The sequence below is a fragment of the Pseudomonas sp. P7779 genome, assembly GCF_013386315.1.
Lineage (GTDB): Bacteria > Pseudomonadota > Gammaproteobacteria > Pseudomonadales > Pseudomonadaceae > Aquipseudomonas.
In genome coordinates this window covers 83,018-101,987 of the sequence record NZ_JACARZ010000005.1, presented here as the reverse complement: position 1 = coordinate 101,987, position 18,970 = coordinate 83,018, and the positions used below count along the sequence as shown (strand labels likewise).

The following is an 18,970-nucleotide window of genomic DNA, read 5'->3' as shown; positions in this document are numbered from 1 at the left end:
CCTGAAGAAACCGGATCAAAAATGTGGGAGCGGGCTTGCTCGCGAAAGCGCAGTGTCAGTCACCGGATGTATTGACTGATCCACTGCCTTCGCGAGCAAGCCCGCTCCCACATTTTGATTGCATTCCAATTCGGGTTAAGCAGTCCAAGGCGACTTGCGAATCACCTCGACGAAGTTCATCGGCTTGAACCCCGGCTCCTGATCCACCAGCACATCGGTCTTCACGTTGCCAAACGTGGTCTGCGGACGATGGCGCAGGCCGTCGGCAAACGCGCAGATGATGCACTCCTTGAACCCTTCACCCCGTGGATGCGCATGCACCACCGCTTCGCGCTGCACGCTGGTAAACGCCGCGTACTCCATTCCCAGCACATCCATTTCCACGCCCGCCGTCACCAGCGCCACGGTTGGACGCAAGTGCTTGGGCACCCCCGGTGTGGTGTGCAGGGCGATGGACAACCACACCTGTTCGATGTCGTCATCGCTCAACCCGTAAGGCTTGAGAAAGTCCGCCGCCGCGTTGGCGCCGTCCACTTCAAAGCGTTCGTCGTCACTGCGGTGACCTTCCACCAGGCCCAGGTCGTGGAACATCGCGCCGACGTACAGCAACTCCGGGTTATAGGCCAACTGCTGGCGCTCGCCGCTCAATGCGCCGAACAGGAACACCCGGCGGGAGTGGTGGTAGAGCAGGTCGGATTCGATGTCGCGGATGTATTCGGTGGTGGCCTTGGCCAGGGCGCTGTCCGGGATCTTGATGCCGGCGATGGTGGTGCTCATGGTCGTTCTCCTCAAGAAAGCGCCGGGGTTGGCGCCGATGAGTCCAGTCTGGTCGCGCGCCCGCGAAGGGGCCATCGCGGCGAGGATGCGATCCCGGCCAATGTGCCGCGATATCGCGCCAAGGCTATGCGCGATCAAATGTAGGAGCTGGCTTGCCTGCGATAGCATCACCTCGGTATACCTGCTACACCGAGGTGTCTGCATCGCCGGCAAGCCAGCTCCTACAAGGGTTGTGTTTATTCAGTTAGAAAAAGGTGTTCCTGCTCATGGGCAAAACCGTCGCCATCCTGATCTTCCCCGGCGTCCAGTCACTGGACGTGACCGGGCCCCTGGATGTGTTCTGCGAGGCCAACCGTTTTCTGCCGCCCGAGGCGCATTACCAACTGGAGGTGATTGGCCTGGGGCACGGCAACATGGCCTGTTCCAACGGCTTGTCGTTGCAGGCACACCGGCATTTCAGCGAGGCCGTCGAGCCCTACGATTTACTATTGATGGCCGGCGGGCCGCAGTTGCCCTTCGAGGATTTCGGCCCGGTGTTCAATCAATGGCTGCGTGACGCCAGTGCGCGAGCTCGGCGCTTCGGCTCCATCTGCAACGGTGCCTTCATGCTCGCCCGCGCCGGGTTGCTGGACGGGCGCACCGTCACCACCCACTGGGGCGATGCCGCCGACCTGGCCGCCTTATGCCCATCGGCCCAGGTCGAAGCCGACCGCCTCTATGTGCAGGACGGCAACCTCTACACCTCGGCCGGGGTGACGGCGGGCATCGACCTGTCGCTGTACCTGCTGGCCCAGGACCACGGCCCGGAAGTCGCCCTCAGCGTGGCCAAGCGCCTGGTGGTGTTCACCCAGCGTTCCGGCGGGCAGTCGCAGTTCAGCCCGTTCCTGACACCCCACGCGCAAGCCACCTCGGCGGTGGCGCTGGTGCAGCTGTATGTATTGGCCAACCTGACGGGCGACCTGACCATCGCCGACCTGGCCAAAGCCGCCAACATGAGCGCGCGCAACTTCTCGCGGGTATTTGCCCGGGAGGCGCAGATCACTCCGGCGGAGTTCGTCGAGCGGGCGCGGGTGGATGCGGCGCGGGTGATGCTCGAAAGCACCCACGCACCGCTCAAGACCGTGGCGTATCAATGCGGCTTTCGCGACGCCCAGCACATGCGCAGTGTGTTCAATCGCCGGCTGGGCGTGACGCCGCAACAATTCCGGCTTAACTTTGCGGCGCCGGTTTGAGCGTGTCATAGGCTTCCAGGGCGCGCAGCGAGTAGATATACGCCGCGCCGGCATTCAGCGAGATCGCGGTGGCCAGGGTCGCGGCCACTTCTTCGCGGGTGGCGCCGGCCTTGATCGCCGCGTCGGCATGCACGCCGATGCAGCCGTCACAGCGGGTAGTGATGGCCACGGCGATGGAAATCAGCTCACGGGTCTTGGCATCCAGGACGTTGTTTTCCTCGGCTGCTTCCCCCAGCGCCATGTAGGCTTTGACCATCTTCGGGTTGCTCTTGCCCAGCGCGCCAAAGGCTTTCTTCACGGTAGGCAGCAAGTCGGACCAGTTATTGAACATCGTGTTAACTCCTGAACGGGTTGGGTGTGAAGCCAGTGTGCGCGGTTCAGGTTTGGCGCTTTTGTTCGATCCACTCACCTTTTTGACCGATGCTCGCAAATGAACTCCATCGACACCCTCATCGCGTTGGCCAACCTGCGGGGCAGCCTGGACCTGCGTTGCCAGTTCCAGGGCGCCTGGGCCATGGACCACGAGCCCGAGCCGCTGGGCGTGGCGCCGTATCACATTGTGCTGGCGGGCACCTGCCGCGCCGAATTGTCCGGCGGGCAGCAGGTGACGTTGGAGGAGGGCGACATCCTGTTGATGCCCGGTGGCGCGACGCACCTGGTGCGCAGCCAGGGCGCGCGGGTAAAGCCGGTGGCGCAGACCGTGATCGAAGGCGGCTTGCTGCCGATCCATCGCCTGGGCGGTGAGCAGCCGGACGTGGACATGCTCTGCGGCAGTTTTCGCTACAACCGCCAGTCGTTGCTGTTCAGTGCGTTGCCGGACTACCTGGTGGTGTCCAGCCGGCAGTGGCAGGCCGATGGACAGTTGGCGGCATTGATCGCACTGCTGCGCAGCGAGGCGGACGGGCAGCGGCTGGGGGCGCGGTTTTTCATTGATGCGCTGTCGTCGGCGTTGTTCACCCTGATCCTGCGGGCATGGCTGACGCAGCAAGCGCCGGTGGCGGGCACCTTTGCCTTGTTGACCGACAAACGCCTGGGCAAGGCCTGGCGGGCGATGCTGGCGGATCCCGGGCATGAGTGGACCATCGACAGCCTGGCCAGCGCCGCGTCGATGTCCCGGGCGACCTTCATGCGTGGGTTTGTCAAAGTGGCGGGCGTGTCGCCGTGGGTGTTGCTGACGCAGTTGCGCATGGAGCTGGCGTTCAACCTGCTGCATCAGTCGCGGCTGAGCCTGACGGATATTGCCGCTCAGGCGGGGTATCAATCCCAGGCGGCGTTCAGCAAGAAATTCAAGGAAACCTACGGTGAGGCGCCGGGGCGGCTGCGTACCCGCTAGAAGCAACAACGCAGATCAAAATGTGGGAGCGGGCTTGCTCGCGAATGCGGAGTGTCAGTCACCAGATGTATTGACTGATCCACCGCATTCGCGAGCAAGCCCGCTCCCACATTGGTTTTTTGTTTCTTCAGTTATTGCGGTGTCCGGGCCGGCAACAGCTTGAGCGTACTGCGGGTATTCGCCGTCACTTCCTCATCATTGAAATGCGCCTGCTCATACCCGCCTTCGATGTACGTTTCCGCCTGATCGGAATAGTGCTTGTCGAACGGCACACCACTCTGCCCGACCGGGTTGATGGTCAGCCCATGTGCGGCATCGGCGAAATCAATCAGGCGCCGGGTCGACGGCCCGTACGTCACCGGCCACGGCGCCGGGCCGATCTGTGCGGATTGGTTGTTGGGCACTTCATGGGTGCCGGGAGCGGCAAACGGGCCTACGTTGACGATCTTGTCCAACGGCTTCTGCGAGCCCAGTGGATGGCCGTGGGTCAGGGTGTGGGCCTTGCCCCATTGCCACTGCGATGGATCCTCACCAAAGGTCGCCTTGAGGTGTTGCAGGCTGTTGTCCCAGGCAAGCTTGACGGTCTCGGCGCGGTGGCCATCCCACCACGGCGAATCCGCTGAAGCGGCCAGGCGCGGCAAGGCTGCGTCCACTACCCGAGTGGTGAGCAAGGTCTTGAACATCCCATCGCCCAGTTTCGGGTGGAACGCCGCGTCAGTGAGGTTGAACAGGAACTGGTTGAACAGCGTGGCACTGGTGGAGTCCAGCGGGTAATCGCCTTTCCAGGCTGCCAGTTGCTCCACCAGCTTCAACTGCGCCGGGTCCTTGACCACCTCACGCAGCACCGGCAGCAGCGGTGCCAGCAGCCGTGGGCCGTAGGCGGTGGTGGTGCCGAGCTGCAAGGCCTGGCTGTTTTCCACGTCCCATTTCACGCTGTTGTCGCTCAGTTGCGCGTTCAACTGCTGGCCACGGTCTGCCAGGTTGTAATACCCGGGGATCGGCATGCCGGTGGGTGACGCCGGCTGGGCATTGGCGGACACCACATATCCGCGGGCCGGGTTTTCTTCCTGGGGGTTGGCGCTGAATGGGTAGAAACCGAGCTTGTCCGCCTGGGCGGTACTGCCGTCGAGGATAAAGCCCGGGTTGACCCCGGCCGGGCGGATCGGCAATTGCGCCGCCGCCCACCAGCCGATATCGCCCTTGGCATTGGCCCATACGATGTTCAAGCCAGGCGCCTGGACCTTGGCCGCCGCCGCACGCGCTTTGGCGAGGGTATCGGCACGGTTGAGCTGATAGAAACCGTCGAGGATCGGGTTTTCGGTATCCAGGAATGCCCACCACATGGCAATCGGCGTCTTGCCGGCATTCTCGCCGAGCACGTCGTTGATGATCGGACCGTGGGGCGAGGTGCGCAGGGTCAGGGTTACCGGGTCCTGGCCCTTGACCGCGATCTGTTGCTCGCTGCTGGTCATGTCCACCCACTTGTCGTGGTACCAGACCTGGTTGGGGTTGTCCGGGTTGACCTTCTCGGCGATCAGGTCGAGGTCATCGTTCTGGAACATGGTCAGGCTCCAGCCGAAATCCTTGTTGTGGCCCAGGAACGCCACCGGCACCAGCGCGTTGTGATAACCGTACAGCTCGAAGCCCGGCGCCGACAGCTGCGCCTCGTACCACACCGACGGCACCGAGAAACGGATATGCGGGTCACCCGCCAGCAACGGCTTGCCGCTCTTGGTGCGGCTGCCGCTGATGGCCCAGGCGTTGCTGCCTTCGAACTGCGGCAGGCCGTTGTCGGCCATGGCCTGTTCGCTCAACTGGGCAATGGCGCCGAGGTCTTTCCAGTCACCGGCCGCCAGGTTCAGCGCGCCCTTGGGCTGCCAGTCGAGGTCGAAGACCTTCAGGTAGTCGTTGCCCAACTGATCGCGTACGTAGGTCAGCAAGGGTTCGGTGCGAAAGGCTGCGGCAAAGCTGTAGGCCAGGTAGCCGGCGACACTGATGGTGTCTTCGGCGGTGAACGGGCGCTTGGGGATGCCCAGTACGTCGAACTCCATGGGTTTGGCGTGGCTGTCCTGATACTGGTTGACCCCGTCCAGGTAGGCTTGCATGGCCTTCCAGGACGCAGACTCATGGTCCATGTGTTCGACGTAGCTCAAGGCGCGCTCGCGAATGCGCAGGCTGCGGAACAGTTTGTCGGTTTCCAGCAACTTGGGTCCCAGCACCTCGGCCAGCTCGCCACGGGACAGGCGCCGCATGATTTCCATCTGGAACAACCGGTCCTGGGCATGTACGTAGCCGAGGGCACGGTACAGGTCGGTCTCGTTCTCGGCGCGGATATGCGGCACGCCTCGGTCGTCGTAGCGCACGGTGACCGAACCTTGCAGATGGGCCAGCTCCACCGTGCCCTGGCGGGTCGGCTGCTTGCTGTACACGTACCAGCCGGCGCCAACCATAAGGGCTACGAGCAGGATGGCCAGCGCGGTCAGGATGCGTTTCATGGGTTGTCCCTTATTAGTCGGTCACCGTGAAGATTCGGGCAGTTTAGTGGGTTTGGCGAGCGCTGCGGAAAATGCTCTCGGGTTCGTGCTCCCTGAACCTGAGCTGCATGAAGTGGGGGTTCTGAAGTGGGCCGCGGGTAGGCGGAGTATTATGTTTACTCTGTTACATGAAACCAGCGGCGCGATGATTCACCCCGTCATCCGGGCGCGCCTTTGCTATCACTTTCGGAATGCAATTTATGACAGATCCCAGCCGTGCACAGGTGCCTTATGCCTGCTGCATGGAAACGCCATCGCTGATCAGCAATTTTTTGCGATACCCGCCGGTGGGTTTCACTGCCCAGCTGTCAGCACAGGGACTGCCGTACTTTTTTACCCGGTTCGACCTGCAGACCACCGCCGACGATGAGCTGCGTAGCCGCCTGCGCAGTTGGCCGGGGTACCGTTTGTGGCAGTCATGGCTGCATATCGACACCTGTTTTATCGGCACCACGGTCAGCGAATATTCCCCGTTCCCGCTGAACGTAGCGCCACAGGACATGGCGCAATGGCTGCAACAGGAGTGTGCACCGCAACGCAAGCTCACCATCGTCAAGGATGTGCCGCTGGATTCTCCGCTGCTCAGCGTTGAGGACAATCGCTACGCACACGCGTTGATCGAGGCCTGCACCCAGCGCGGATTCATCAATGTAGAGGGCCAGGCGCTGGCCTATGTACCGATCGACTTCAGCTCGACGGATGAGTATCTGTCGCGGTTGTCCCACAGCCGTCGCCGCAATATCCGCCGCAAGCTACGCAGCCGTGATGAGCTGCGCATCGAGATACTGGACACCGGCGATGCCCGCTTCAGCGATGAGCAATGGCAGCAGGAACTGTATCGGCTGTACAAGGCGGTGTACGCACAGAGCGAAATCCACTTCGACTTGCTCACGCCCGAATTCTTCATCCAGTTGCTCACCGATGCCGACAGCGGCGGGCATGTGTTCTGCTACTGGGACGAGGACGAACTGGTTGGCTATAACCTGTGCTACCAGCAAGACGGCAAGTTGCTCGACAAGTACATCGGCCTGAACTACCCGCTGGCGCTGGAGCACAACCTGTACTTCGTCAGCTGGTTTGTGAACCTGGAGTTCGCCCTGGAAAAGGGCCTGCAGTTTTATGTCGCGGGGTGGACCGATCCGCAGGTCAAATCCAGCCTCGGCGCCAAGTTCACGTTTACCCGCCATCTGGTGTGGGTGAGGAACCCGCTGCTGCGCAAAGTGATGAACCGTTTCCGGCACCATTTTGAAAGCGATACCCAGTGGCAGCAGGAGCAAACCGCATGAGCCAGGCCCGTCCCGCATTGATCCTCGATTTTGACGGGGCCGTGAATAACATTCCCGGCGCCCTTACCCTGCCGTTGCAAGCCTGGCAGGAGAAAATCCGTTTCGGCTGCCGCTGGGCGCAGTTCAAGGAGCTGGAGAGCGCCCTGCACGCGCAGATGCCCAGCGATTACGGCTGTGTGTTTACCGGCAGCGGTGATTATCACCACCTCAGCCAGCTGTTGTTGAACCGTCTTCCCACCCAGCAAAAGATCCAGCTGATCATTTGCGATAACCACCCGGACAACATGCGTTATCCGTTTGGCATCCATTGTGGGTCCTGGGTCTACTGGGCCAGCCGCCTGCCGCAGGTCGAACACGTTCACGTGCTGGGCATTGGCTCGCCGGACATTTCCCTCAAGCACGCCTGGGAGAATCACTGGTCGCCGCTGGTGAAACGCAAGCTGACCTACTGGAACACCAACGTCGATACCCGCTGGTTGAACTGGATCGGCGCAGGCCGCAGCAATCGTGCATTCACCAGCGCGGACGAGTTGATGGGCGCGTTCCTGGCGCAGCTCGACCCTTCGCTGCCGGTGTATCTCTCCATCGACAAAGACGTGCTGAGCCCGCAGGTGGTGAATACCAACTGGGACCAGGGCGAGTTTCTGGAGAAGCATTTGAATGCGCTGATCGACGCCTGCCACGGCAGCATTATTGGCGCGGACATTACCGGCGACGTGTCCGCCTACCACTACCAGAGCAAGTTCAAGCGCTGGCTGAGTGCGTCGGACGGCCAGGAAGAGCTGCCGGAAAACCAGGTGGTGATCTGGCAACAGCAGCAGAATGAGCTGAATGCGCGCTTGTTGACCCGTATCGATCAAAGCTGGGCCTAGCGTTTAAGAATCCGCCGCAGATGATCCAGCACTTGCTCGAACAGCTCGTCCGTCAGCCAGTGGCTATTGCTGATCGACAGTGTCTGGGCGGCGAAGCTTTGCGCGCGGGGGATATCGGCGCCTTGCTGTAACAGCGGGGTGAGTGCCGGGTAGCCCGGCAATACGTGGATGAACAGGCGGGTCACGCCCAGGCCTGCCGTCCACAGCTGCGCCATCGCGGTATCGCGGGTTTGTGCGCTGGGCATCACCACCATCAGGAACGGCCAGGTGCCTTGCTGGCCCGGGCTGTCGGTCAACACCGACACGCCGGGCAAGCTGCTCAACTGCGCCACGCGACGCAAGGCCCGCAGGCGGCCTTGCTGCAAATGCTCGGGCAAGCGTGCCAGGGCTGCGGCGCCGACCTTCTGGCGATAGCCGCCCAACCGGTGCAACGGAATATCGTTGACGGAAAAATCATCGCCCACCGCCGCCACTTCATCGCCCCGCGCCAGCGCCGCCCGCAGCGGCTTGCCGTACACGTACTTCAGCCCGCGGGGCTGATACGCCGCGGCATAGCCCCACAGCTCGGCGCTGCGTTGCACTTCCCAGCGCAGGCTGAAGGGCAAGTCCTGCCGGCATTGCTGGTGCAACGCCTGATGCAGCGCCGGATCCCGGCTGAACAACACACCGCCTTCAGCCGTCGTCAGGCCTTTGCCCAGCGCCATGCTGAAAAAGCCGATGTCGCCTTTCAGTCCGACGCTTTTTCCATCATCCAGTGCGCCCATGGCTTGGGCGGCGTCTTCGATCACCGCAATGCCGAGTGGCTCGGCAATGCGCTTGGCAGCCTCCACATCCGCCACACGCCCGGCCAGGTGAGTGACGACGATCGCCAAGGTGTTTTGGTTGCACAGCTGCGCCAGCTGGTGTTCGTCCAGGTCGATGCTGCCGGGCTGCAGATCGCACGCCACCACGCGCAAAGGCGGGCAGTGATGGGCCGCCAGGGCCACCAGCGGGCAGGTATAGGCCGGCACGATAAGCTCGGTGCGCCCAGGCGTGCGCTGCTGCAACACCCGCAGCGCCATGATCAGCGCGGCGGTGCCGGAGCAGGGCAGGGCCGGCAGCGGGATGTCGAGCTGTCGGGCCAGGTCGCGGGCCAGGTCGCCCGAGCGGTTGAACAAGTCCTGCCAGCGCAGGGGAAGCCCCGCCGTTGGCGGAATCTCCCGCTGGCTGACAACGGGCGTCATGACGCCAGCGTCTGCGAGGGTTCGGCCTCGACGGTCTTGCTTTCTTTGTCTTCGCTGCGCGCCAGGCACAGTATGCCCGCGATAATCAGCGCGCCACCGACGATTTTGGGCAGGGTAAGGGTGTCGTTGAACAGCCAGACGGAGATCAGCGTCACGCTGATCAGCTCCAGGTGGGAGGCCGCAAACGCCGGGCCCACCGGGGCGTATTTCAACAGCGTCATCCAGGTGAAAAACGCGCCGATGTAGCCCACGAATGCGCCGTAGATCCATGGCGCACCGAACACGCGGATCAACCAGGCGGCGTCCATCGTCAGCGGTTCGGCATGAATCGAGGCGAACTTGAAACTGACCTGCGCCAAGGTATCGAAAATGATCAGCGACAGAAAACCCAGGATATAAAACCGTTTCATTACTCGAACCCCACGACGGTCACGCCACAGGCGATCAGCATGATGCCGATCAACCGCCATTTGCTCAGGCTTTCCTTGAACAGGAAACGCCCGGCAATCATGATCACGACAATATTGATGGAGCCCAGCATCACCCCGACCGACAACGGCACCAGTGTCAGGAAGGCCAGCCACAGCACGAATTCGAACACATAGCAGATGATGCCCAGCCAGATCCACGGACGCTTGAGCATATGGCGCCAGTGGGCCATGCCGTCATGCTCGGCGCTGGCTGAGGCTGCGGCTTTGAACGCCAACTGGCCGGACGTATCAACGATGACGTTGAGTATCCAGAGGATGATGGTTAATTGGCTCATGTGTTCCCGTGTCGTCTGCTTGTACGGCTAGTTGCTTACGATACAGGAGCGTGCCGATACAGTTGTTCGAGTTTGTCGAACGAACAGCGTCTGTTCAGCTTGCCGAGTCAGGGTGGAGACGTTTCCCCGTTCCACTCGCAATAACAGCCGACCGCCAGGGTGTGGGTCGCATTGACCTCGCGTCCGCCTTCGAGGGCTTGCAGGATGGGCTCGATAAAGCTGTTGCTGGAGTTACACGTCAACCCTTCACTGTAGGGCCCGAAATACGCCAGCTTGCCGCTGCGGTCCCAGATGCCCACGGCAGGGCTGGCCGGCAGATGCTGGGCACCGGGCACGGCCTTGAGGGCCTTCATCGAGCCCAGGGTGGCGGGCAACTGCCCGTGGCTGCCGGCTTTCTGCAGGGAATAGAACTCCACGCCCTGGGGGGCGTACTGCTCGATCAACTCGCCAAGGTGCTGCTGGTTGCCGACATTGCACGGGCAGGCGGGGTCCCAGAAGTGCACCAGGCGGATCGGGCCCGGGCCGGCAAGCTCGGCCGGCAGGCTCAGGCTGTCACCGGAAAACACCGCCGTATGCTCACTGAATGCCCGCAGGTAGCGTCCCTGGAACCAGTCATACGCCGCCCACAACACCCCGGCGCAAATGATCACGATCAGGCTGGCGAAGAGGGTGGTGCGGTAGGGCTGTCGCATTTGGATCAATCCTCGGAGGACGCGTAGCTTGCCATGCTTGCCCTGACAGATGAATATCGCGGCTCGATATTCATCTGTTCAATGCGTTGAAGCCACAGTCTGGAAGTTCTTATGCCCGTTACGTTTGACCCTGATCATCTACGCGAAAGCTTGCGCCCACTGGTGGACGCGCAGCCGCTTTCAGCCGAGGCCCGGGTCTACCAGCGCTTCTACGGCCTGGACCTCGCTGCCCGCAAGGTGCCCGTGACAAGCCGCCTGGGGCGGTTTGCGGTGGATGGGTTCGACGTGGTCTGCCAGGTGTGGTGGCCACCGGTGCCGGTGGCGACGATGTTCCTGTTCCATGGCTTCTACGACCATATGGGCCTGTACCGGCATGCCGTGGACTGGGCGCTGGACCAGGGTTTTGTGGTGATCGCCTGCGACTTGCCGGGCCATGGCCTGTCCAGCGGTGAACGGGCCAGCATTGATGACTTTGCGGTGTACCAGGACGTGGTGCAGGCGTTGTTTGAACAGGCCAAGGCGCTGCAGTTGCCGCAGCCGTGGCACTTGTTCGGGCAAAGCACCGGCGGCGCGATTGTGGTGGATCACCTGCTTAGCCGTGGCGTCGACAGCCCGGCCCAGGGCAAGACGTTCCTGTTGTCACCGCTGGTGCGGCCCCGCGCCTGGGGCTGGTCGCAGCTCAGTTATTACCTGCTCCGGCCGTTCGTCAAAGGCATTGCCCGGCGCTTCAGCGATAACACCAACGACCCGCAGTTCAAGCCGTTCCTGGAGGCCGACCCGTTGCAGCCACGGCAGTTGCCGACTGCCTGGGTGGGCGCCCTGGCGCGCTGGATCAAACGTGTTGAAGCGGCGCCACGCAGCACGCGGCGGCCGTTGATCGTGCAGGGTGAGGAAGACATGACGGTGGACTGGCAGCACAACCTGAAGGTGCTGCGCAGCAAGTTCGACCAACCGGAGGTGTTGATGCTGCCGCGCGGCAGGCATCACTTGGCGAATGAGATTCCGGAGATTCGGCAGCAATACTTCGGGTTTCTCACCGACCACCTGAAATAACGCAATCCAAATGTGGGAGCGGGCTTGCTCGCGAAGGCGGTCGATCAGTTAGCATAACCAGTGACTGGCACACCGTCTTCGCGAGCAAGCCCGCTCCCACAGGGTTACTGCGCCAGGCTCGAGGTGCTTTGGCCGACCGCCAGCCCGGCGCGAATCGCCGCCAGTGCCGCCTTGTAGTACGCCTTGCCCTCCGGCGACTCCGCGAACGTCGCGAACTCTTCCAGCTCCGGGTCGGACAAATCCCGGTAGACGTACAACAGCGTGTTGTTCAGATCATTGCCGATCTGCTGCATCAGGCGCTCACGCTGGCCGTTCAACATGCCCTGCGCCTGGCCTCCGCCCAACAGCCCGGGGATCATCTGGCTCAAGCTGTCGGCCGCCACGCCGGCAATCGCCAGGCTGACTTCAGCCCCGGCTTCCCGCGCAGGCAAGGCCTGGGCCAGGTGGCCGATGATCAGGCTGCGGGTGGCATCGGCTTCCATGTGCGGCAAGCCCTGGGCGTTCTTCGCCAGTTGATCGCGGCGGGTGGCCAGCAACTCGGCGGCGACAATCTTGCGGCCCAGCGGCGACTGGAAGAAGGCCAGTGCCGGCTTAGGGTCCGCCAAATTCTTGCGCAGTTGCGCTTCGGCGCGCTGGTCTACCGACTGGGGCGCGAAGCGTTTATTGCTGTTGTCCACCAGCGCCTGATACACCGCCGGCGGCAGGCTGTTGCGGTAGCGTTGCTGGGCGGCACTGAGGGCGTCATTAAAATGCGCGCGCTGGTCTGCCCAGCCGGCGACCTTGTACAACTGGTCATGGCTGTCTGCCCAGGCGGGCAAAACGCAGAACATCAGCAAGGAAAAAAACAAACGACGCATATGGACTCCTGTCAGTCGGCCACTATTGTCCGTGTCGGGCGTAGGATTTGTCGAGAAATCCTATCGGTCACCTGACTAAAGTGTATTCAGACGCTCGGCGGCTCTGTCGGATTCACAGGCGTATGGATACTATGCGCGCCATGCCCATACCCTCCGATCACCCGCTGCTGTTACGCATTGTCGATGACCTGGCCGCACAAGGCTGGTCGCAGCAGAATATCTTCCTGCCCGAGGCTCTGACCCTCGAACTGGCGGCTGAGTGCCAAAAACGCGCCGCCGAAGGTGAATTGGCGCCCGCGGCGGTCGGACGGGGGCCTTCCCAGGAGATTCGCGAGGGCATCCGGGGTGACCATATCCAGTGGCTGGAGCCGGGCGAGGTGGTGGCCTGCGATAACTACCTGGAGCTGATGGACAGCCTGCGGGTGGCGATGAACCGTGGCCTGTTCCTGGGCCTGGAAGACTTCGAAAGCCACTTCGCGATGTACCCGCCGGGGGCGTTTTACCTCAAGCATGTGGACCGTTTTCGCGATGACGACCGGCGCATGGTGTCGGCGGTGATCTACTTGAACAACGCCTGGCTGCCGGAACATGGCGGCCAGTTGCGCATGTACCTCAAGGGCGACGTCGAATACGATGTGGTGCCCACCGGCGGTTGCCTGGTGGTATTCCTGTCGGGGGAAATCCCCCATGAAGTCATGCCCGCCACCCGCGAACGCCTGTCCCTCACCGGCTGGTTTCGCCGGCGGGGCAACGAGCCGTTTTGATGATGCAAAAGATTCTGGTCAGCCGCTGCCTGCTGGGGCACCGGGTACGCTACGACGGAGGGGCCAGCGGGCCTTTCGATCAATTGGCCGCGTGGCAGGCCGAAGGCCGGGTGGTTGCCGTGTGCCCGGAAGTGGCGGGTGGCTTGCCGACGCCACGGCCGTCTGCCGAAATCCCGGGCGGGCAGGGGATTGACGTGTGGGAAGGCCGCGCCCAGGTGCTGACGGCCCAGGGGGAAGACTTCAGCGAAGCCTTCCTCGATGGCGCCCGCCAGGCATTGGCGCTGGTACAGCGTCACAATATCCGCGTCGCCGTACTCAAGGCCAACAGCCCGTCGTGCGGCAATCTGCTGACCTATGACGGTACCTTCACCGGCGTGAAGGTCACGGGCGAAGGCGTGACGGCGGCCTTGCTCAAGCGCCATGGGGTGCTGGTGTTCAGTGAGCTGGAATTGCCCGAAGCGGCAGTGGCCCTGGCAAAATGCTCAAGCCCGACATAGATCAACATGTGGGCGCGGGCTTGCTCGCGAAAGCGCAGTGTCAGTCACCCGATGCTCAAGCCGAGCCACCGCATTCGCGAGCAAGCCCGCTCCCACATTGACCGAGTCGTTTATTCGGCCTTTTTCACCGGCTTGCTCGCATCCATCCCGAACCACTTCTCCGACAACGCCGCCAGCCGGCCATCGGCCTTCACTCGTTGCAGGGCCTTGTCCAGGCTGGCCTTGAACGCCGGGTTACCCTTCTGGAACGGAATCGCCAGGCTCAGCGTCGGGCCGACGTCTGCGCCTTCCTTCACCGGCAGCTGGCTGTCGCGAATCGCGTAGGGAATCAGCAGCCGATCACTGATGGCGGCATCGATCTGTTGATCGGCAACGTCCTTGAGCGGCTGCCTGGCATCGGCATAGCTGCGCAAATCAACGCCCTCGGCGGTGCGCGCCTGCTCCACAAACTGGCTGCCCTGGGCCACGCCCAACGCCTTGCCCTTGAGCGCCGCAAAGCTGCCCAACGGGCGCTGTTCCTGCTTGCGCACGATCAGCTGTGCGCTGGAGTAGCTGTAGGGCTCGCTGAAGTCGAAACGATCCGCCAGTTCAGGAGTCATAGCGATATGGTTGATGGCCACGTCGTACTTGGCGCTTTCCACGCCGGGCAGCAACTCGGCGGCATCGACGGTGATAAAGGAGGGGCGTACGTCCATTTCCTTGGCCAGCAACTCACCCAGCTCCACTTCAAAACCGGTGAGTTTGTCGCCTTCCTTGAAGTTGAAGGGCGGGGTGTTGGCTTCCATTGCGATGCGCAGTTCCCCGCGGTCAAATACATCGTCGATCAGTTCGGCATGGGCCAAGGGGCTTGCAAGGGGCAGTAAAAGTAACAGGCCAGGCAGGAAACGCATGGTCGCTCCTAAAGAATTCGAATGAGCGAAGCGTTGTTCAGGCTCGCTTTGCTATGGTGTTGAATGCCTTGGACAGCAATTTGTCGCGAAGTTGTCATAACCCTACAGATTTCCCGGAAAAACTGGAGAAGTGAATGAAAGCCTTTTTGACCCGTGCAACCCTGGCCAGCCTATTGCTGGGCGCTTCGATGCTGGCGACCGCTGCTGATGGCATCCCGCGCAGCGCTCCACCAGAAGGTGCCAAAGTGTTCATCGTGTCGCCCAAAGATGGCGCCACCGTCGATAAAACCTTCACCGTGAAATTCGGCATGGAAGGCCTGAAACTGGCCCCGGCCACCAGCCAGGACCCGGGCACCGGCCACCACCACCTGCTGATCGACCAGAAAGAGTTGCCGGATGCCAGCGTGCCGATCCCGGCCACCGACACCGTGATCCACTACGGCAAGGCACAGACCGAAACCGAGCTGACCCTCACCCCAGGCAAGCACACGCTGCAACTGGTAGCCGGCGACAAACTGCACATGCAGTTCAACCCGACTGTAGCCTCGAAAGTCATCACGGTTAACGTCAAGTAAGATTTGTTCAGACAAAAAAAGGGAGACCCGAGGGTCTCCCTTTTTTATGCGCGTTTAACGATTAGAACAACACGCGGCTACGGATAGTGCCGTTGATGTGTTGCAGCTTCTCTTGCGCCAGGTCCGAATACTCGGCGTCTACGTCGATAACCACGTAGCCGACTTTCTCGTTGGTCTGCAGGAACTGACCGGAAATGTTGATGCCGTTTTCCGCGAAGACCTTGTTGATCTCCATCATCACGCCAGGGATGTTCTGGTGGATGTGCAGCAGACGGTGCTTGCCAGGGTGCGCCGGCAGAGCCACTTCCGGGAAGTTGACCGAGGACACCGACGTACCGTTGTCGCTGTACTTGACCAGTTTCTCCGACACTTCCAGGCCGATGTTGGCTTGGGCTTCAGCGGTGGAACCGCCGATGTGCGGGGTCAGGATCACGTTGTCCAGGCCACGCAGCGGGCTTTCGAAGATGTCGTCGTTAGAGCGCGGCTCAACCGGGAACACGTCGATGGCGGCGCCGATCAGGTGCTTGTCCTTGATCGCGTCGGCCAGGGCGTCCAGCTCGACCACGGTGCCGCGTGCAGCGTTGATCAGGATCCCGCCCTTCTTGATGGCGCGGATTTCCTTCTCGCCGATCATCCACTGGGTCTCAGCGGTTTCCGGTACGTGCAGGGTCACGATGTCGGACATGCCCAGCAGCTCGGTCAGGCTCGACACCTGGGTGGCGTTGCCCAATGGCAGCTTGGTCAGGGTGTCGTAGAAGAACACCTGCATGCCCAGGCCTTCGGCCAGTACCGACAACTGCGTGCCGATCGAGCCGTAACCGACGATACCCAGCTTCTTGCCGCGGATTTCGAAGGAGTTGGCTGCGCTCTTGATCCAGCCGCCACGGTGGCAGGAAGCGTTCTTCTCGGGAATACCGCGCAGCAACAGGATCGCCTCGGCCAATACCAGCTCAGCAACGGAGCGGGTGTTGGAGTACGGTGCGTTGAACACCGCGATGCCGCGCTCGCGCGCTGCGTTGAGGTCGACCTGGTTGGTGCCGATGCAGAAACAGCCGACAGCTACCAACTTCTTGGCGTGATCGAAGATCTCTTCGGTCAGCTGAGTGCGGGAGCGAATGCCGATAAAGTGCGCGTCGGCGATCTTTTCCTTGAGCTGGGCTTCCGGCAGAGAACTGGTGATGTACTCAATGCTGGTGTACCCGGCGGCCTTCAGGACTTCGACGGCCGATGGGTGGACGCCTTCCAGAAGAAGGAACTTGATCTTGCTCTTATCGAGAGAAGTCTTGCTCATCTGCGTAAACCTGTATCCCGGAGAAAAATGGCAGGGAATCGGATCACGTAAGCTGACCCGGACGGCAGGAAAGCCGTCACCGCAGAACGCCCTTGGGCACTATCCTGCGGGGGCGGTATGCTAGCATACGTGCCCCGCTAAACACCCATTCCTGCGACGTGAAGCGTTCTCAGGATGACCATGAATTGTTCGAGAGTTCTGTCGATGACCCATCCTGCCCTGATTGATGAGCTGAAGACCCTGGTTGAGCCTGGCAAGGTCCTGACCGATGCTGACTCCCTTGAGGCTTATGGCAAGGACTGGACCAAGCATTTCGCGCCGGCCCCGGTGGCCATCGTCTTCCCGAAGACCACCGAGCAGGTGCAGGCCATCGTCCGTTGGGCCAATGAGCACAAGGTCGCGCTGGTGCCGTCCGGTGGCCGTACCGGCCTGTCGGCCGCTGCCGTCGCTGCGAATGGCGAAGTGGTTGTGTCGTTCGACTATATGAACCAGATCATCGACGTTAACCTCACCGACCGCACCGCCGTGTGCCAGCCGGGCGTGGTCACCAAGCAATTGCAGAACGTCGCCGAAGAAAAAGGCCTGTACTACCCGGTGGATTTCGCCTCGTCGGGTTCCAGCCAGATTGGCGGCAATATCGGCACCAATGCCGGCGGGATCAAGGTCATTCGCTACGGCATGACCCGTAACTGGGTGGCCGGTATGAAAGTCGTCACCGGCAAGGGCGACCTGCTGGAGTTGAACAAAGACCTGATCAAGAACGCCACCGGCTACGACATGCGCCAGCTGTTCATCGGCGCTGAAGGCACCCTGGGGTTTGTGGTCGAAGCGACCATGCGCCTGGACCGGGCGCCGAAAAACCTCACCGCCATGGTGCTCGGCACCACCGATTTCGACTCGATCATGCCGGTGTTGCACGCCTTCCAGAGCAAGCTGGACCTGACCGCCTTCGAATTCTTTTCCGACAAGGCCCTGGCCAAAGTCCTCGGTCGCGGCGACGTGCCGGCGCCGTTCGAATCCGACTGCCCGTTCTACGCGCTGCTGGAATTTGAAGCGACCACCGAAGAAGTGGCCAACGATGCCCTGGCCACGTTCGAACACTGCGTCGAGCAGGGCTGGGTGCTGGACGGCGTGATGAGCCAGAGCGAAACCCAACTGCACAACCTGTGGAAGCTGCGCGAGTACATCTCCGAGACCATCTCTCACTGGACGCCGTACAAGAACGACATTTCGGTGACTGTGTCGAAAGTACCGGCCTTCCTCAAGGAAATCGACGCGATCGTCGGCGAGCACTACCCGGACTTCGAAATCGTCTGGTTCGGCCACATCGGCGACGGCAACCTGCACCTGAACATCCTCAAGCCGGAAAACCTGAGCAAGGACGAGTTCTTCGCCAAGTGCGCCACCGTCAACAAGTGGGTGTTCGAGACCGTGCAGAAGTACAACGGCTCGATCTCCGCCGAACACGGCGTGGGCATGACCAAGCGCGATTACCTGACCTACAGCCGTTCGCCGGTTGAAATTGAATACATGAAGGCAGTGAAAGCGGTGTTCGACCCGAACGGGATCATGAACCCGGGCAAGATTTTCGCTGTTTAACAGTCCCTGAAGGAGTCGGTCCATGAGCTACCAGCACAAGTATGTCGACGGCACCAATATTCACTTTCCCCTGGGGAAGGTGGTGTGCATCGGGCGTAACTACGCCGAACACGCCAAGGAACTGGATAACCCGGTACCCACCGAGCCGCTGCTGTTTATCAAGCCCGGCAGTTGCGTGGTGGCACTGGAAGGCGGTTTTGCCATCCCTACCGAGCGCGGTTCGGTGCATTACGAAGCGGAAATCGCGGTGTTGATCGGCAAGCCGTTGTCGGCCAAACCGAGCCGCGAGGAAGTGCTGGACGCCATCTCCGGCTTCGCCCCGGCCCTGGACCTGACCCTGCGGGACAAACAGGCCGAGCTGAAAGCCAAGGGCTTGCCGTGGGAAATCGCCAAGTCGTTTGATGGCGCGGCAGTGATTGCACCGTTCGTGGTCGGCAGCACCTTCCCGGATGTGACGGATATCGGCATTCGCCTGACCATCAATGGCGAAGTGCGCCAGGACGGCAACAGCGCGATCATGCTCAACCCGATCATCCCGATGATCCAGTACATGGCCGGCTGCTTCTCGTTGCAGGCCGGGGATGTGATCCTCACCGGTACGCCGGCAGGCGTGGGCCCGCTGAATGTGGGTGACGAGCTGGTGCTGGAATTGCCGGGTGTGAGCCGCTTCGAAAGCAGCGTTCGCTGAATACCTGGCGAAACGCGGTCAAAAATGTGGGAGCGGGCTTG

General features: G+C 61.8%; 20 protein-coding genes. 10 read left to right on the top strand and 10 right to left on the bottom strand.

Annotated features, from left to right (window positions below; all coding sequences use genetic code 11):
• Nucleotides 1-135 precede the first annotated feature (135 nt).
• A complete protein-coding gene (locus tag HX869_RS02090) occupies nucleotides 136-777 on the bottom strand; it encodes an HD domain-containing protein (RefSeq protein ID WP_003213877.1) in 642 nt (213 codons plus the stop codon).
• A 266-nt stretch (nucleotides 778-1,043) separates the two neighbouring features.
• Between HX869_RS02090 and HX869_RS02085 the strand changes: the two genes are divergently transcribed.
• A complete protein-coding gene (locus HX869_RS02085) occupies nucleotides 1,044-2,009 on the top strand; it encodes a GlxA family transcriptional regulator (RefSeq protein ID WP_177022353.1) in 966 nt (321 codons plus the stop codon).
• Here HX869_RS02085 and HX869_RS02080 read toward each other — a convergent pair.
• On the bottom strand, nucleotides 1,987-2,340 hold the full coding sequence (locus tag HX869_RS02080; RefSeq protein ID WP_016973032.1) for a carboxymuconolactone decarboxylase family protein: 354 nt from the start codon (nucleotides 2,338-2,340) through the stop codon (nucleotides 1,987-1,989). The genes HX869_RS02085 and HX869_RS02080 overlap by 23 nt on opposite strands.
• A 99-nt stretch (nucleotides 2,341-2,439) precedes the next feature.
• Between HX869_RS02080 and HX869_RS02075 the strand changes: the two genes are divergently transcribed.
• Nucleotides 2,440-3,342 (top strand): AraC family transcriptional regulator, encoded by a 903-nt coding sequence (locus HX869_RS02075; RefSeq protein WP_177041141.1) that lies wholly within the window; start codon nucleotides 2,440-2,442, stop codon nucleotides 3,340-3,342.
• A 131-nt stretch (nucleotides 3,343-3,473) separates the two neighbouring features.
• Here the strand turns inward: HX869_RS02075 and HX869_RS02070 are convergent, their stop codons facing one another.
• Nucleotides 3,474-5,837 (bottom strand): penicillin acylase family protein, encoded by a 2,364-nt coding sequence (locus HX869_RS02070; protein ID WP_178902692.1) that lies wholly within the window; start codon nucleotides 5,835-5,837, stop codon nucleotides 3,474-3,476.
• Nucleotides 5,838-6,076: 239 nt separating this feature from the next.
• Between HX869_RS02070 and HX869_RS02065 the strand changes: the two genes are divergently transcribed.
• A complete protein-coding gene (locus HX869_RS02065; RefSeq protein ID WP_177123471.1) occupies nucleotides 6,077-7,162 on the top strand; it encodes a GNAT family N-acetyltransferase in 1,086 nt (361 codons plus the stop codon).
• Nucleotides 7,159-8,034, top strand: coding sequence for a hypothetical protein (locus HX869_RS02060; protein ID WP_178902691.1), 876 nt, complete (start codon nucleotides 7,159-7,161; stop codon nucleotides 8,032-8,034). The genes HX869_RS02065 and HX869_RS02060 overlap by 4 nt, the downstream gene beginning before the upstream one ends.
• Here the strand turns inward: HX869_RS02060 and HX869_RS02055 are convergent.
• From HX869_RS02055 to HX869_RS02040, 4 genes are all read right to left on the bottom strand, one after another.
• Entirely contained in the window at nucleotides 8,031-9,257 is a 1,227-nt protein-coding gene (locus HX869_RS02055; RefSeq protein WP_008438915.1) for a DegT/DnrJ/EryC1/StrS family aminotransferase, read from the bottom strand. The genes HX869_RS02060 and HX869_RS02055 overlap by 4 nt on opposite strands.
• Complete coding sequence (locus HX869_RS02050) at nucleotides 9,254-9,667, bottom strand: multidrug efflux SMR transporter (RefSeq protein ID WP_008438917.1); 414 nt, start codon at nucleotides 9,665-9,667, stop codon at nucleotides 9,254-9,256. The genes HX869_RS02055 and HX869_RS02050 overlap by 4 nt, the downstream gene beginning before the upstream one ends.
• Nucleotides 9,667-10,023, bottom strand: a complete 357-nt coding sequence (locus HX869_RS02045; protein WP_003213864.1) for an EamA family transporter — start codon at nucleotides 10,021-10,023, stop codon at nucleotides 9,667-9,669. Before HX869_RS02045 ends, HX869_RS02050 begins: the two co-directional genes overlap by 1 nt.
• A 107-nt stretch (nucleotides 10,024-10,130) precedes the next feature.
• Nucleotides 10,131-10,715: a DUF6436 domain-containing protein gene (locus HX869_RS02040; protein WP_003213861.1), complete on the bottom strand. Its 585-nt coding sequence runs from the start codon at nucleotides 10,713-10,715 to the stop codon at nucleotides 10,131-10,133.
• Nucleotides 10,716-10,826: 111 nt separating this feature from the next.
• Between HX869_RS02040 and HX869_RS02035 the strand changes: the two genes are divergently transcribed.
• The gene (locus HX869_RS02035) at nucleotides 10,827-11,768 is read left to right on the top strand and encodes an alpha/beta hydrolase (RefSeq protein WP_178902690.1); all 942 of its coding nucleotides are present in this window, start codon (nucleotides 10,827-10,829) and stop codon (nucleotides 11,766-11,768) included.
• 104 nt (nucleotides 11,769-11,872) lie between these two features.
• On the opposite strand, the gene HX869_RS02030 is transcribed toward HX869_RS02035, so the two are convergent.
• A complete protein-coding gene (locus tag HX869_RS02030) occupies nucleotides 11,873-12,625 on the bottom strand; it encodes a DUF2059 domain-containing protein (protein WP_008438922.1) in 753 nt (250 codons plus the stop codon).
• Between the two features lie 131 nt (nucleotides 12,626-12,756).
• Here HX869_RS02030 and HX869_RS02025 point away from each other — a divergent pair, with 131 nt between their 5' ends.
• Both HX869_RS02025 and HX869_RS02020 read left to right on the top strand, forming a co-directional pair.
• Nucleotides 12,757-13,389 carry a 2OG-Fe(II) oxygenase gene (locus HX869_RS02025; RefSeq protein WP_003213854.1) on the top strand — a complete coding sequence of 211 codons (633 nt, stop codon included), beginning with the start codon at nucleotides 12,757-12,759 and terminating at the stop codon, nucleotides 13,387-13,389.
• A gap of 2 nt (nucleotides 13,390-13,391) precedes the next feature.
• On the top strand, nucleotides 13,392-13,886 hold the full coding sequence (locus tag HX869_RS02020) for a DUF523 domain-containing protein (RefSeq protein ID WP_043226180.1): 495 nt from the start codon (nucleotides 13,392-13,394) through the stop codon (nucleotides 13,884-13,886).
• Nucleotides 13,887-13,996: 110 nt separating this feature from the next.
• Here HX869_RS02020 and HX869_RS02015 read toward each other — a convergent pair whose 3' ends face one another.
• Nucleotides 13,997-14,776, bottom strand: coding sequence for a transporter substrate-binding domain-containing protein (locus HX869_RS02015; protein WP_177022348.1), 780 nt, complete (start codon nucleotides 14,774-14,776; stop codon nucleotides 13,997-13,999).
• 134 nt (nucleotides 14,777-14,910) lie between these two features.
• Here HX869_RS02015 and HX869_RS02010 point away from each other — a divergent pair, with 134 nt between their 5' ends.
• Entirely contained in the window at nucleotides 14,911-15,351 is a 441-nt protein-coding gene (locus HX869_RS02010) for a DUF4399 domain-containing protein (RefSeq protein ID WP_003213848.1), read from the top strand.
• 61 nt (nucleotides 15,352-15,412) lie between these two features.
• Here HX869_RS02010 and serA read toward each other — a convergent pair whose 3' ends face one another.
• Nucleotides 15,413-16,642, bottom strand: a complete 1,230-nt coding sequence (gene serA, locus HX869_RS02005; RefSeq protein ID WP_003213846.1) for a phosphoglycerate dehydrogenase — start codon at nucleotides 16,640-16,642, stop codon at nucleotides 15,413-15,415.
• Between the two features lie 204 nt (nucleotides 16,643-16,846).
• Between serA and HX869_RS02000 the strand changes: the two genes are divergently transcribed.
• Together HX869_RS02000 and HX869_RS01995 are read left to right on the top strand one after the other, a co-directional pair.
• Nucleotides 16,847-18,241 (top strand): FAD-binding oxidoreductase, encoded by a 1,395-nt coding sequence (locus HX869_RS02000; protein ID WP_178902689.1) that lies wholly within the window; start codon nucleotides 16,847-16,849, stop codon nucleotides 18,239-18,241.
• Nucleotides 18,242-18,263: 22 nt separating this feature from the next.
• Entirely contained in the window at nucleotides 18,264-18,929 is a 666-nt protein-coding gene (locus HX869_RS01995) for a fumarylacetoacetate hydrolase family protein (RefSeq protein WP_003213842.1), read from the top strand.
• Nucleotides 18,930-18,970: the final 41 nt, after the last annotated feature.